Annotated in this window: 11 protein-coding genes; 7 read left to right on the top strand and 4 right to left on the bottom strand. The window is 75.1% G+C overall.

Features of this window, described 5'->3' with window-relative positions:
• Positions 1–173: 173 nt before the first annotated feature.
• Together H7K62_RS17185 and katG are read left to right on the top strand one after the other, a co-directional pair.
• Positions 174–713 (top strand): Fur family transcriptional regulator, encoded by a 540-nt coding sequence (locus H7K62_RS17185; RefSeq protein WP_186720703.1) that lies wholly within the window; start codon positions 174–176, stop codon positions 711–713.
• Positions 706–2,931 (top strand): catalase/peroxidase HPI, encoded by a 2,226-nt coding sequence (katG, locus tag H7K62_RS17180; RefSeq protein WP_186720701.1) that lies wholly within the window; start codon positions 706–708, stop codon positions 2,929–2,931. Before H7K62_RS17185 ends, katG begins: the two co-directional genes overlap by 8 nt.
• A 99-nt stretch (positions 2,932–3,030) precedes the next feature.
• Here the strand turns inward: katG and H7K62_RS17175 are convergent, their stop codons facing one another.
• Positions 3,031–3,687 carry a GAF and ANTAR domain-containing protein gene (locus tag H7K62_RS17175; RefSeq protein WP_186720694.1) on the bottom strand — a complete coding sequence of 219 codons (657 nt, stop codon included), beginning with the start codon at positions 3,685–3,687 and terminating at the stop codon, positions 3,031–3,033.
• A gap of 219 nt (positions 3,688–3,906) precedes the next feature.
• Between H7K62_RS17175 and H7K62_RS17170 the strand changes: the two genes are divergently transcribed.
• The gene (locus H7K62_RS17170) at positions 3,907–4,248 is read left to right on the top strand and encodes an STAS domain-containing protein (protein WP_186720692.1); all 342 of its coding nucleotides are present in this window, start codon (positions 3,907–3,909) and stop codon (positions 4,246–4,248) included.
• A 25-nt stretch (positions 4,249–4,273) separates the two neighbouring features.
• Here the strand turns inward: H7K62_RS17170 and H7K62_RS17165 are convergent, their stop codons facing one another.
• Both H7K62_RS17165 and H7K62_RS17160 read right to left on the bottom strand, forming a co-directional pair.
• Positions 4,274–4,723 carry an SRPBCC family protein gene (locus H7K62_RS17165; protein WP_186720690.1) on the bottom strand — a complete coding sequence of 150 codons (450 nt, stop codon included), beginning with the start codon at positions 4,721–4,723 and terminating at the stop codon, positions 4,274–4,276.
• Positions 4,724–4,754: 31 nt separating this feature from the next.
• Complete coding sequence (locus tag H7K62_RS17160; RefSeq protein WP_186720687.1) at positions 4,755–5,672, bottom strand: manganese catalase; 918 nt, start codon at positions 5,670–5,672, stop codon at positions 4,755–4,757.
• A 275-nt stretch (positions 5,673–5,947) separates the two neighbouring features.
• Between H7K62_RS17160 and H7K62_RS17155 the strand changes: the two genes are divergently transcribed.
• From H7K62_RS17155 to ppc, 3 genes are read left to right on the top strand one after another with little or no spacing between them, the layout of a single operon-like run.
• Positions 5,948–8,197: a putative bifunctional diguanylate cyclase/phosphodiesterase gene (locus H7K62_RS17155; RefSeq protein ID WP_186720685.1), complete on the top strand. Its 2,250-nt coding sequence runs from the start codon at positions 5,948–5,950 to the stop codon at positions 8,195–8,197.
• On the top strand, positions 8,194–9,030 hold the full coding sequence (locus H7K62_RS17150; protein WP_186720679.1) for an HDOD domain-containing protein: 837 nt from the start codon (positions 8,194–8,196) through the stop codon (positions 9,028–9,030). Before H7K62_RS17155 ends, H7K62_RS17150 begins: the two co-directional genes overlap by 4 nt.
• 60 nt (positions 9,031–9,090) lie before the next feature.
• Positions 9,091–11,814 carry a phosphoenolpyruvate carboxylase gene (gene ppc, locus H7K62_RS17145; protein WP_186720677.1) on the top strand — a complete coding sequence of 908 codons (2,724 nt, stop codon included), beginning with the start codon at positions 9,091–9,093 and terminating at the stop codon, positions 11,812–11,814.
• 30 nt (positions 11,815–11,844) lie between these two features.
• Here ppc and H7K62_RS17140 read toward each other — a convergent pair whose 3' ends face one another.
• Positions 11,845–12,333: an Lrp/AsnC family transcriptional regulator gene (locus H7K62_RS17140; RefSeq protein WP_186720671.1), complete on the bottom strand. Its 489-nt coding sequence runs from the start codon at positions 12,331–12,333 to the stop codon at positions 11,845–11,847.
• Positions 12,334–12,448: 115 nt separating this feature from the next.
• Between H7K62_RS17140 and ald the strand changes: the two genes are divergently transcribed.
• A complete protein-coding gene (ald, locus tag H7K62_RS17135; protein WP_370591831.1) occupies positions 12,449–13,576 on the top strand; it encodes an alanine dehydrogenase in 1,128 nt (375 codons plus the stop codon).
• Positions 13,577–13,627 lie beyond the last annotated feature (51 nt).

Here is a 13,627-nt window from a genome sequence, read left to right as displayed (position 1 = left end):
GTGCGGGGCGGTGACCGGGGAAGGGCGGCGCGCGTCCTCCTCCCGGGGGGCCGTGCGGAAGCCGTGCGGGAGCCGTGCGGGAGTCGTGCGGGAGTCGTGCGGTCACGGGGAGTCCACCCCGAGGTCGACCTCAGATCTTGACTCGTTCAGGAACGGTGGCCAGGATCGGTGCTGTGCCGACCGACGGGGATCGCGAGCGTGGGCCGGGTGAGCGCACCCTGCGCGACGCCGGGCTGCGCGTGACGCGGCCGCGGCTGGCCGTGCTCGACGCCGTCGGGGACCACCCCCACGCGACCACCGAGACCCTCATCGCCGCGGCGCGCACGCGGCTGCCGTCGCTGTCGCACCAGGCCGTCTACGACGCGCTGCGCGTGCTGGCCGACGCCGGCGTGGTGCGGCGCCTCCAGCCGCGCGGCTCCGTGGTCCGCTACGAGGCGCGGGTCGCTGACAACCACCACCACCTCGTGTGCCGGACCTGCGGGTCCATCACCGACGTCGACTGCGTCCTCGGCGAGGCCCCCTGCCTCCTGCCGGGGCCCTGCGCGGACGGCACCGACCCGGCCGCCGGCTACCTGCTCGACGAGGCCGAGGTCACCTTCTGGGGGACCTGCCCGACGTGCGCCGCCGCCGGCCGCGCCGAACCGGCGAGCACCCCCACCACCGCGTCCAGGCCACAGCAAGGTCCCGCCACCAGAGAGGCACACCGTGACTGACACCGCGCAGGAGAAGGCGAACACCGCCAGCACCAGCGAGAGCGAGAACCCGGCCATCAAGCCGCCGACGCCGGTGACGGACCACCCGCGCCGCGTGCAGGACTGGTGGCCAGACCAGGTCGACCTGTCCGTGCTCAACCGGACGGCCCGCGAGTCCGACCCGCTCGGCGCGGACTTCGACTACGCCGCCGAGTTCGCGAAGCTCGACGTGGCCGCGGTCAAGCGCGACCTCGCCGAGCTCATGAAGACCTCCCAGGACTGGTGGCCGGCGGACTGGGGCCACTACGGCCCGCTGTTCATCCGCATGTCGTGGCACGCCGCCGGCACGTACCGCATCGCCGACGGGCGCGGCGGCGGCGGCCAGGGCGCGCAGCGCTTCGCCCCGCTCAACAGCTGGCCCGACAACGCCAACCTCGACAAGGCCCGCCGCCTGCTGCTGCCGATCAAGCAGAAGTACGGCCGCAAGCTCTCCTGGGCCGACCTGCTGGTGCTCGCCGGCAACGTCGCCCACGACGACATGGGCCTGCCGACCTTCGGCTTCGCCTTCGGCCGCGCCGACACCTGGCAGCCCGAGGAGACCTTCTGGGGCCCCGAGGACGACTGGCTGACCAACGACCGCTACGCCGGCCCCGACACCCCGCTCGACCTCGAGCAGGGCCCGCTGGCCGCGGTGACCATGGGCCTCATCTACGTCAACCCCGAGGGCCCGCAGGGCCAGCCCGACCCGCTCGGCTCGGCCCACGACATCCGCGTGACGTTCGGTCGCATGGGGATGAACGACACCGAGACCGTCGCGCTCATCGCCGGTGGCCACACCTTCGGCAAGGTGCACGGCGCCGGTGACGCCGCCCTGGTGGGCAAGGAGCCCGAGGGCTGCCCGGTGCACGGGAACGGGCTGGGCTGGAAGAACCAGTTCGGGACCGGCAAGGGCGCCGACACCATCACCAGCGGCCTCGAGGGCGCCTGGACCCCCACGCCCACGCAGTGGGACAACAGCTACGTCGAGACGATGTTCAGCTACGAGTGGGAGCTCACCGAGAGCCCCGCCGGCGCCAAGCAGTGGAAGCCCAAGGACGGCGCCGCGGCGGACCTCGTGCCGGACGCCCACGTCCCGGGCAAGAAGAACAACCCGATCATGCTCACCAGCGACCTCGCGCTCCTGGCCGACCCGGCCTACCACGAGGTCATGGTGAAGTTCCGCGACGACCCGGCCTACTTCGCCGACCAGTACGCCCGCGCCTGGTTCAAGCTGCTCCACCGCGACATGGGCCCGCGCACCCGCTACCTGGGCCCGGACGTCCCCGCCGAGGAGCTGCTCTGGCAGGACCCGGTGCCCGCCGTCGACCACGAGCTGGTCACCGACGCGCAGGTCGCCGACCTCAAGGCCCGCCTGCTCGGCTCCGGGCTGAGCGTCTCCCAGCTCGTGCACACCGCCTGGTCGGCCGCGGCCTCCTACCGGGACACCGACAAGCGCGGCGGTGCGAACGGCGCCCGCATCCGGCTGGAGCCCCAGATCAGCTGGGCCGTCAACGCCGGCGTCGCCGAGGTGCTGCCGGTGCTCGAGCGCGTCAAGGGCGAGTTCGAGCAGGCCACCGGGGCGAAGGTCTCCCTGGCCGACGTCATCGTGCTCGGCGGCACCGCCGCCGTGGAGAAGGCCGCGGCCGACGCCGGCGCGCCGGTGTCGGTGGGCTTCACCCCCGGCCGCACCGACGCCAGCCAGGAGCAGACCGACGTCGAGAACTTCGCGTGGCTCGAGCCCCGGGCCGACGGCTTCCGCAGCTGGATCGACCCCCGCACCAAGGTGCACGCCGAGCACCTCCTCGTGGACAAGGCCTACCTGCTGGGCCTGACCGCCAAGGAGCTGACCGTGCTCGTCGGCGGCCTGCGCGTGCTCGGAGCGAACACCGGTGGCACCCAGCACGGCGTGTTCACCGACCGGGTGGGCGTCCTCTCGCAGGACTTCTTCACCACCCTGCTCGACCTGGGCGTGCAGTGGCGCACCTCGAAGGACGCCGAGGGCGTCTACGAGGGCGTCACCGCCGACGGCTCCGTGGCGCGCACCGCCACCGCCGCCGACCTGGTCTTCGGCTCCCACTCCGTGCTGCGCGGCATGGTCGAGGTGTACTCCTCCGACGACGCCGCGGAGCTGTTCGCCGCGGACTTCGCGAAGGCCTGGCAGAAGGTCATGGAGCTGGACCGCTTCGACCTGCACGCCTGACGGCGAGCCGCTGCGCACCCGCAGCGGCCCACCAGCGCACCGCGCCCCGGCCACCCGGCCGGGGCGCGGTCGTGCTCCACCGGCTCGGTCGACCGCCCGTCAGCGGCCCAGGTCGAGGTCGTCCAGGTCGAGCCGGCCGGCCAGGACGTCGGCGGCGACCTCGTGGATGGTCGTGCCGGCGGCGAAGGCGTAGCCGCGCACCAGCGCGAGGGCGTCGGCCTCGTCGACGGTGAGGCGCACCCGCAGCATGCCGAGCAGCACCGGCAGGTCGTCGGGGGCGACGTCGACGAGCAGGTCCCCGCGCGAGCTGCGGGCCAGCAGCAGCCGCGCCAGCACGTCGGCCAGGCGCTGCAGGACCCCCACCTGCTCGCCGGTGAAGGGCGCCACGCGGTCCCTGCCCACCGACAGCACGCCCAGCGCCACCCGTTCCGGGCCGGGACCCAGCAGCGGCAGGGACGCGGTGGAGCGCACCGGGAAGTCCGCCGGAGCGCAGCTGAGCAGCAGCTGCCAGGGGCTGCCCCCGGCGCGCAGGTCGTCCACCAGCACCGGCGCGCGGCACTGGAGGGCGTCGCTGCACGGACCCTGCGCCAGGCTCTCCTGGAAGTTGTTGAACCGCTGCAGCGCGATGTCCGAGCCCGTCAGGGGGAGCCGGCGCTGGTCGTCGACGACGACGGAGACGGTGACGCGGTCCCACCCGACCACCGGTTCCACCGCGGCGCACAGGGCCAGCTCCGGTGAGGTGGCGCTGCGCTGCACCCCTCCACCCTGGCACCCGTTGTCACCGGGGGCCGACCGGCCTACCGTGGGCCGAGGTCGACGAAACGGCCCAGGACGACCCCCCCCGGCGAGGCCCGCGTGGCGCACCTGGACAGCACACCCCCCGACCGTCCCCGCTCTCTCCCGACCGGTGCCGGTGGAGGTCGCGTCGCCGCGCCCACGGTCGTCCTCCGCTGGTCCGCCGGCCGCCCGGTCGTCGTGCTGAGCGGTGAGGTCGACGTCTCCGCCGCAGCGCAGCTGCGGTCGGTGCACGGCCTGCTCGACCGCCACGGGCAGCGCGCGACCGTCGAGGCCGCCGGCGTGACCTTCGTGGACGTCGCCGGGCTGCGCGCCCTCCTGGAGCTGGCCAGTCCCGCGGGGTCCCTGCTGGTGGTGCACCCGAGCGCCGCGGTGCTGCGCCTGCTCGACCTCCTGCGGTGCAGCGGGCTCGGACCCCAGGAGCTGCGGGCCGGGCCGCGCGAGGAGGCGGTGCTGCTCCGCGAGCCGGGTGTCGCAGCCCCGCCCACCCCCTCGACGCCCGGGCGGCCCGCAGCTCGATGAGGAGCGGCACCGCCCGGGGGACGGGTCAGTCCCGTCGGCCGGCGCCTCGGGCGACCGCCAGACCGTCGAGGCGCGCCAGCGTCTGGGCGTTGCGCGCCCCGATCAACGGGTTCCGCAGGGGCCGGGGCACCAGGCGCCCCGGCCCCTCGACGGCGTCCTCGGACAGCCGCACCAGCGTGCCGCCGTCGCGGGGGAGCAGGCCGAAGACCACCCTCGCCCCGCCCAGCGGCCAGCTGCGCGCGGTGAGCACCAGGCGACGGGGGGCCTCGGCCTCCTCGCTCGTGGTGCGGCCGCGCCGCAGCAGGGGCCAGGCGCCGACCACCGGGTGGATGGAGGCGCCCGGCCGTGGCCAGCCCTGCTCGACCCGTCTCACGTGGGCGCTGCCCACCACGAATTCGGCGTAGCGCCAGCCGTCGGCCAGCTGCGCCCAGACGGCCTCGGGTGCCGCCGCCACCCAGCGCTGCCGCACGCTCACCTCGTCGTCCTCTGCGCCCTCACGACGGTCCTCAGGTCAGCGCGTCCTTGATCTTGGTGGCCACGCCCTTCGTGCCCTGCGCGCGGGCGCCCGCGGCGTCACCGGGCGCGCCCGGGCCCTGGTCGCCGTCGTAGGTGGAGAACAGCGCCGGGTCCGGCGGGGGCAGCAGCCCGTCGTCGTCGGTGAGGAACGGGGGTTCGGCGAGGTGCTCGATCGGCTGCTCGCCCACGAGCGAGGGCCCGGACGCCCAGCGGCCCTCGCCGGCCGCGCTCCCGTCGAGCGCGAAGGACCAGAAGGTGTGGTTGTGCCGCTGGTCCTCCTCGCTGCCGCGGGAGTCCTCCAGCGCGTCGGCCAGACCGTCGTCCACCAGCTGCTGGATGCCGAGCAGCCACTGCTGCTGGTGGAAGGTGTCCCGCGCGAGGTTGAACTGCAGCATCTCCTTGACGCCCGGGTCGTCGGTCATCCCGTACAGGCGGGACGTCTGCAGCCGGCTCTGGGCCTCGGCGGCGACGTTGGAGCGGAAGTCGGTCAGGAGGTTCCCCGAGGCGACGACGTAGCCGGCGTTCCACGGCACGCCCTGGCTGTTGGTGGGCATCGCGCCGCCTCCGGCGACGATGGCCTGCTGGGGGTTCTGCCCGCCGATGACGGCGGCGAGCACCGGGTTGGCGGCCACGGCCTCCTCGGTCACCTCGGCGGGAGCGCCCTCCAGGAGGCGGGCGACCAGGGTGGAGAGCATCTCCACGTGGCCGATCTCCTCGGTCCCGATGTCCATGATCATGTCCTTGTACTTGCCGGGCATGCGGCAGTTGAAGCCCTGGAACAGGTACTGCATCATCACGGTCATCTCACCGAACTGACCGCCGATGAGCTCCTGCACCTTCATCGCGTACAGAGCGTCGGGCTTCTCGGGCTTCGCGGAGAACTGCAGCTGGTGGGAGTAGCGGAACACGGGTCCCCCTCGGGACGGGTGGTCCGCGCAGCGCGCGACGGCGGCGTGCGAGACCCGCGGGAGCGGGCTGCGGCGGACCATGGCGGCCGTGGCGTCGACCGTGCTCGACGGTAGGCGCGGCACGCGGGCCCCGCACCCCGGGCGGGCGGTGCGCCGGCGTCCGCGGCGGTGGTCGGTCCTCCTCTTGCTCCACCCCGGACCGTCAAGACCCGCGCCCCGGCGCCGATGGAGGGAGTGAGCGCCGCACCCCGCGGCGCCACCCGGGGAGGACGGCGATGCGCGGCAGCGAGCAGCGGCAGACCGCCGTCGTCGCGCCCGCCCGGCACCCGGCGCCCGCTCCGGGCGCGGAAGAGCTCCCCGCCCCGCCCCGTCCCCGTCCCGAGGCACTCCCCGCGGGAGCGCCCACCCCCACCCCGGTCTCGCTGCCCGCTGACGAGCGGACCCGCCGCGCGGTGCTCGACGCGAGCCTCGCCTCGACGCGCGCCACGCTCGTCGTGTCGCGCCCGGAGGGCGCCGCCTCCCTGGACCGCGCCGTGGTCGAGTGGGCCAACGGGGCGCTCGGGGACCTGCTGCGCACCGACGTGGCGGAGGTCGTCGGACGCGAGGTCGGCAGCTTCCTCGTGCCCCCGGGCGCCGGCGAGCTCCGACCGGAGGTGCTGCGCCCCACGCGGTCCGCCCGCGCACCGGTGGTGGTGCGGACGGCCGCCGGCGACACCACCGCGGTGGAGCTGCTGAGCATCCCCTCACCCGCCACCGGGCTGTGGACCCTCGTGCTGGTGCGCTCGGGCACGCCCAGCGAGCGCCTCGCCCAGGAGCAGGCCAGCGCCCAGGAGCGCCGCTTCGACACCCTCGTCCGCCACAGCCCGGTCCCCACCATCATCTCGGAGGCGGGGCTGCGCCTCGCCCACGTGAACGACGCCTTCAGCCAGCTCCTCGGCCAGCCGCACGAGCAGCTGCTCGGCCTGGCCTGGACCAGCTCCGTGCGCGGGGACGACCTGCCCGAGGTGCTCGCGTGCGCCGAGAGGGCGCTCGCGGGGGAGCCCGCCCAGGCGGAGGTCCGCCTGGTCCGCTCCGACGGGCAGGAGCGGTGGGTGCTCGTGCGCCTCGCCCCGGCGACCAGCCCGGGGCACGGCGCCGGGTTCGTGGGCACCGTCGAGGACTTCACCGACCGCCGGGCCTTCGAGCAGCAGCTGGCCCACCAGGCCCGCCACGACGCGCTGACGGGACTGCCCAACCGCACCGCCCTGGAGGAGGAGGTCACGGCCCGCCTGCGCGCCGCGGACGGCGCCGGCCCCGACGAGTCGCCGATGACCTGCATGTTCCTCGACCTCGACAACTTCAAGGTGGTCAACGACAGCCTGGGCCACGAGAGCGGCGACCGCCTGCTGGTCGCCGTGGCCGAGAGGCTCCGCTCCGCCGTGCGCCCCGGAGACCTCGTGGCCCGCTGGGGCGGCGACGAGTTCGTGGTGCTCCTGGAGGGCTCCCGGGACGACGCCGCCGCGCTCGCGGTGGGGGAGGCGCTGCTGGCGCGGCTGGGCGAGGCGCTCGTGGTGGACGGGCTGCCGTTCAGCGCGACCGCCAGCATCGGCGTCGCCCGGGCCGCGGCGCACCACGGGGGCGCCGAGCAGCTGCTGCAGGACTGCGACATCGCCATGTACCGGGCCAAGGCCGCGGGCCGCAACCGGGTGGCGCTGTGCGACGCCGCGGCGCGCGACGAGGCCCACGACGCGCTGGCCCTGACCATCGACCTGCAGCGGGCCCTGCGCGACCGTGCTCTGCGCGTGGCCTACCAGCCCGTCGTCGACCTGCGCGACCCCGGCGCCCTGCCCGCGGTGGAGGCGCTGGTGCGCTGGGACCACCCGCTGCGCGGCGCGGTGCCCCCCGAGCAGCTGGTCCGCGTCGCCGAGGCCAACGGCCTCGTGGAGGAGCTGGGCCTGTTCGTGCTGGAGGAGGCCTGCTCGCAGATGGTCCGCTGGTGCGCGGACCTGGGCGCGGCCGCCCCCCTCAAGGTCAACGTCAACCTCTCGGCCATCCAGCTGTCCTCGCGCGGTGTGGTCGACGACGTCGCCCGGGTGCTCGCGCGCACCGGGATGGCCGCCTCCCGGCTGTGCCTGGAGGTCACCGAGACCGCCCTCGTGCACGACCGCGACGCCAGTCGCGACCGGCTGCTGCGGCTGCGCGCGATGGGTGTGGCGGTGGCCCTGGACGACTTCGGCACCGGCTACTCCTCGCTGGCCTACCTGCGCCAGCTCCCCGTGGACTACCTCAAGGTGGACCGCTCGTTCGTGCAGGAGCTCCACGACGGGCACCCCGAGGTGGCCTCGGCGGTGATCGGGCTCGCGCGGAGCCTGGGGCTGACGGCCGTGGCCGAGGGCGTCGAGCACCCCGAGCAGGCGCGCGCCCTGCGCGCCCTGGGTGCCGACCTCGTGCAGGGGTGGCTGTACGCGCACGCCATGACGCCCGAGGAGCTCGTGGTCTGGCGCCGCGACGTCCACCCCGCTCGTCGCGGGCCGGGTGCGCCGTGAGCGACCCCGAGGACGCCCTGGAGCGCACCGAGGCGGCGCTGGCGGCCCTCGTCGACGTCGTCGACGACCTGGCCTCCCGCAGACCGGTGGCTGCTCGCCTGGTGACCATGACCGGTGACAGCTCCGTGGGGTCTGCCGAGCTCGCGGCCGTCCTGGTGGGGGACGTGGCGCTGACCGCCCGCGTCACGCGCCTGGCCAACAGCACCTTCTACGGGCTCAGCGGCCGCGTGCGCACGGTGCCGTTCGCGGTCACGGTGGTCGGCTTCGCCGCGGTGCGCGCGATGGCCGCCACGGCGGCCGCCGGTGCTGACGCCGAGGGGGTCCTGCCCGACGACGCCTGGGCCCGCTCCGAGGCCGCCGCGGTGGCCAGCAGCGAGCTCGCCCCCCTGCTGGGCGTGCCTGCTCCCGACGCGTTCTGCCTGGGGCTGCTGGCGGGCCTGGGCCGGGCGGTGCTGGCGCACCACGACCCGGCCGCCTACCGGTCCCTGCTGGACGACGACGGCGTGCGCCGCGGCGGGCGCCGCGGGCTGCTCGGCGCCGAGCGCGCCGCCTTCGGCGTGTGCCACACCGAGGTCTCGGCGGCCGCGCTGACCGCCTGGCACTTCCCGGCGGAGCTGTCCGAGGCGCTCCACCTCGTGGACGCCCCGGTGGCGTCGGGCGCGCGCTCGACGCCGTGGTCGCGCTGCCTGGCCACGGCCCTGGAGGCCGTGGAGCGGGCCGCGGCGCCGCACGCCGAGCGGCAGGACGCGGCGCACCTGTCCGGGGGAGCCGTGGACGAGCCGCGCCTGGACGCGGTCGCCTCGCGCCTCACCGCCACCGCGCCGCCGTCCTGACAGGCCCCGATCGGGACCCCCGGGGCCCCGCGGAGCGCGCGCAGCGGCCACGATGTCCCCATGACCACCAGGCCGGACGCCGACTCGACCCCCGGGCCCGCGCTGGACGCGCTGCGCCGTGACATCCGCCTCGTGACCACCATGCTGGGCGAGACGCTGGCCCGCCACGAGGGCCCCGAGCTGCTGGAGCTCGTCGAGCGGGTGCGCGCCCACGCCAAGGAGCACACCCTCACCGAGCTGCCCGGGTTCGACCTCGAGACCGTGACGCGGCTGGTGCGGGCCTTCACCGCCTACTTCCACCTGGCCAACACCACCGAGCAGGTGCACCGCGGCCGCGCCCTGCGCGAGGAGCAGGACACCGCCGGCGGCTGGCTCGAGCAGGCGCTCGGGCGCATCGCCGCCGCCGGGGTCGACGCCGCCGAGCTCGGCGCGATCATGGAGGACGTCGCCGTGCGGCCCGTCTTCACCGCCCACCCCACCGAGGTGGCGCGCCGCTCGACCATCGACAAGCTGCGCCGCGTGGCCTCGCTCCTGGAGGAGCCCGACAGCCCCCGCCGCACGCGCCGCCTCGCGGAGGCCGTCGAGCTCCTGTGGCTGACCGACGAGCTGCGCGTGGAGCCGCCGCAGCCCATCGACGAGGCCCGCAACGTCGTCTACTACCTGGAGGGCCTCTCCAGCGCCGCGCTCCCGGACGTGCTGGAGGAGCTGCGCGACCGGCTCGCCGACCACGGGGTCGCCCTGCCGCCGGACGTCAGCCCCCTGCGCTTCGGCTCCTGGGTGGGCGGAGACCGCGACGGCAACCCCTTCGTCACCCCGCAGACCACGCGCGAGGTGCTGGCCCTGCAGGCCCGCCACGGCATCCGCCTGCTGCGCACGAAGGTCGACGAGCTGCGCCGCGACCTGTCGGTGAGCGAGGCGGTGAGCCCCGTCTCCCCGGAGCTGGCCGCGCGCACCAAGGAGCTCATCGAGTCCCTGCCCGAGGTGGAGCCGCGCTACCGCCGGCTGAACGTGCAGGAGCCGTACCGGCTGTTCCTCACCTGCATCGACGTGCGCCTGGCGCTGACCGAGGAGCGCCTCGCGGCGGGCACCGCCCACGTCCCGGGCCGCTGCTACTCCGACGACACCGAGCTGCTGTCCGACCTCATGCTGCTCCACGCCTCGGTGAAGGCCCACCAGGGCGAGCTGGTGGCCTCCGGTGAGGCCGAGCGCCTGGTCCGCACGGTGGCCGCCACGGGCCTGGTGCTGGCCACCCTCGACGTGCGCGAGCACTCCGCCAAGCACCACGCCGCGGTCGGGGCCCTGCTCGACCGGCTGGCGGGCCGCGACGGCGAGCTGGGCTCGCCCTACGCGGGGCTGACCCAGCCCCAGCGCCTGGAGGTGCTCTCCCGCGAGCTCGCGTCGCCGCGCCCGCTGGCCCTCCCGCCGCTGCCGCTGGAGGGGGAGGCGGCGACCACCGCCGGGGCCTTCGACGCCATCCGCTGGGCGCAAGACTCCCTCGGCCGGCGCGTCGTCGAGAGCTACATCATCTCGATGACCCACGACGCCGACGACGTCTTCGCTGCCGTGGTGCTGGCCCGCGAGGCCGGCCTGGTGGACCTCACCGCGGGTGTCGCCCGGCTCGACTTCGTGCCGCTGCTCGAGACCGTGGTGGAGCTGGAGCAGACCGAGCGCATCCTCACCTCGCTGCTGTCCGACCCCTCCTACCGCGAGCTGGTGCGCCTGCGCGGCGACGTGCAGGAGGTCATGCTCGGCTACTCCGACTCCAACAAGGCCGGCGGCATCGCCGCGTCGCAGTGGCAGATCCAGCTGGCCCAGCGCCGGGCCCGGGACGTGGCGCGCCGCTTCGGGGTCAGGCTGCGCTTCTTCCACGGCCGCGGCGGCTCCGTGGGTCGTGGCGGCGGCCCCACCTACGACGCGATCATGGCGCTGCCCTCGGGCACGGTCGACGGCGAGGTGAAGATCACCGAGCAGGGCGAGGTGATCAGCGACAAGTACGCCCTGCCGCAGCTGGCGCGGCAGAACCTCGAGCTGACGCTGGCCGCGACGATCGAGGCGAGCGTGCTGCACCGCACGGACCGGCGCACCCCCGAGCAGGGCGAGCGCTGGGACGCCCTGGTGGACGGCTTCGCCCGCGCCGCGCACGACAGGTACCGGGCGCTGGTGGAGGCCGACGGCGTCACCGAGTACTTCCTCACCGCCACCCCGGTGGACCTGCTCGGGGCCCTCAACGTGGGCTCCCGCCCCTCCAAGCGGCCCGGCGGCGGCGGCATCGAGGACCTGCGGGCCATCCCGTGGGTGTTCGGGTGGACCCAGTCCCGCCAGATCGTGCCGGGCTGGTTCGGCGTGGGGTCGGGCCTCAAGGCCGTCCTCGACGCCGACGAGGGCGCCCGGGACGTGCTGCGCGAGATGTACGAGCAGTGGCGCTTCTTCCGCACCTTCCTCGGCAACGTGTCGATGACGCTGGTCAAGACCGACCTCGACATCGCCGCCGCCTACGTCGACCTCGCGCCCGAGCCGCTGCGCGGCCTGCTCGACGTGGTGCGGGAGGAGTTCGAGCTCACCGTGCAGCAGGTGCTCGCCGTCACCGGCGACAGCGCGCTGCTGGACCGGGAGCCCGCGCTGCGCACCACCCTGGAGGTGCGCGAGAACTACCTGGAGCCGCTGCACCACCTGCAGACCGAGCTGCTGGGCCGCTACCGCCGCGGGGAGACCGACCCGAGCCTGCAGCGGGCGCTCCTGCTCACCATCAACGGCATCGCCGCGGGGATGCGCAACACCGGCTGACCAGCCGGTCGAGCAGCCCTCCGGGCTGGGTCACACCCGCGGCACGGCAGCGCCCGTGCCGCGGGTGTGCTCGAAGATGATGCTGGTGCGGGTGGAGGAGACCTCCGCCCGCGTGGAGAGGCCGTCGGCCACCAGGTCGCGCAGCGCCGCGGAGTCGGCGGTGGCCACGTGCAGCAGGAAGTCCTCCTCGCCGCCGAGGAAGAAGACGCTGAGCACGCCCGGCAGCGCCCTGACGTGCTCGGTGAACTCCCTCAGCCTGCCCCTGGCGCCGCCGTGCAGGCGCACCGCCACCATGGCCTGCAGCGACGCGCCGACGGAGTCCAGGTCGACCGTCGCGTGGTAGCCGGTGATCACCCCTCGGCGCTCGAGGTCGCGCAGGCGCACCGAGGCCGTGGAGGGTGCGACGCCGGCCCGGCGGGCCAGCTCGGCGCCGGGGGTGCGGGCGTCGCGCCGCAGCACCTCGACGATCGTCCTGTCGACGTCGTTCAGTGCGGCCCTGGACCGATGGTCGTTCGCCATGCCGCCCATTGTGCCGACGATGCTTCATGAGTGCTGGTGGTGCTCCGAGGATCCTGCGACCTTCGAGCAGGAGCAGCACCGGAACGTCCGGTGCCTGCGGAGCAGGAGGTCCCGCGTGTCAGCACGGCTCGTGGTCGGCGTTCCGACCGAGGTCAAGGACAACGAGAACCGGGTCGCGCTGCAGCCGGACGGCGCCGCCGAGCTGGTCCACCACGGCCACCGCGTGCTCGTGCAGGCCGGTGCGGGAGCGGGGTCGCGCTTCAGCGACGCCGAGTTCGCCGCCGCCGGGGCCGAGGTGGTGGACGGCGCCGACGCCGTCTTCGCCGCCGCGGACCTCATCGTGAAGGTCAAGGAGCCCGTCGAGTCCGAGTACCACCGGTTCCGCGAGGGCCAGCAGCTCTTCACCTACCTGCACCTCGCGGCCGACCGGCCGCTGACCGACTTCCTCCTCGCGCGCCGCATCGACTCCATCGCCTACGAGACGGTCCAGACCCCCGACGGCCGCCTCCCGCTGCTCACCCCCATGAGCGAGGTCGCCGGCCGCATGGCCGTGCAGGCCGCGGCGCACCACCTCGAGAGCCCCGCGGGCGGGTCGGGGGTGCTGCTGGGGGGCGTCCCCGGCACGCCCGCGGCCAGGGTCACCATCATCGGCGGCGGCGTCTCCGGCACCGAGGCCGCCAAGATCGCCGTCGGGATGCGGGCCATCGTCCGGGTCTTCGACACCAACCCCTCGCGCCTGGCCTACCTGTCCGACGTCTTCGAGGGCCGCCTCGACCTCGTCACGCCCAACCGCACGCGGCTGGCCCAGTACGTGGCCGAGTCCGACGTCCTCATCGGCGCCGTGCTCGTCCCCGGCGCCAAGGCCCCCAAGCTCGTGAGCCGCGAGATGATCGCCTCGATGCGCCCCGGCAGCGTCGCCGTCGACATCGCCATCGACCAGGGCGGCTGCTTCGAGACCAGCCGCCCCACCACGCACGCCCACCCGACGTACGTGGAGGAGGGCGTCGTCCACTACTGCGTGGCCAACATCCCCGGGGCGGTGGCGCGCACGTCCACCCTGGCGCTGACCTCGGCCACGCTGCCCCACCTCGTGCGGGTGGCCGACCTCGGCGTGCGCGGCGCTGCCCAGGCCTCCCCGCCGCTGGCGAAGGGGCTGACCACGCTCGACGGGCAGCTCCTCAGCGCCCCGGTCGCCGCCGCCCACGGCCTCCCGCTGGGAGACGCCGCCGCGCTGCTCGCCTGAGCCCGCGGGCGGTCGGCCGGCACCGTCTCCACGTCGCCGCTGGTGGGAGCC

Source organism: Quadrisphaera sp. RL12-1S (assembly GCF_014270065.1).
Taxonomy (GTDB): domain Bacteria; phylum Actinomycetota; class Actinomycetes; order Actinomycetales; family Quadrisphaeraceae; genus Quadrisphaera.
Note: the sequence above shows the minus strand (reverse complement) of the source record. Positions and strands in the feature narration are given on the sequence as shown.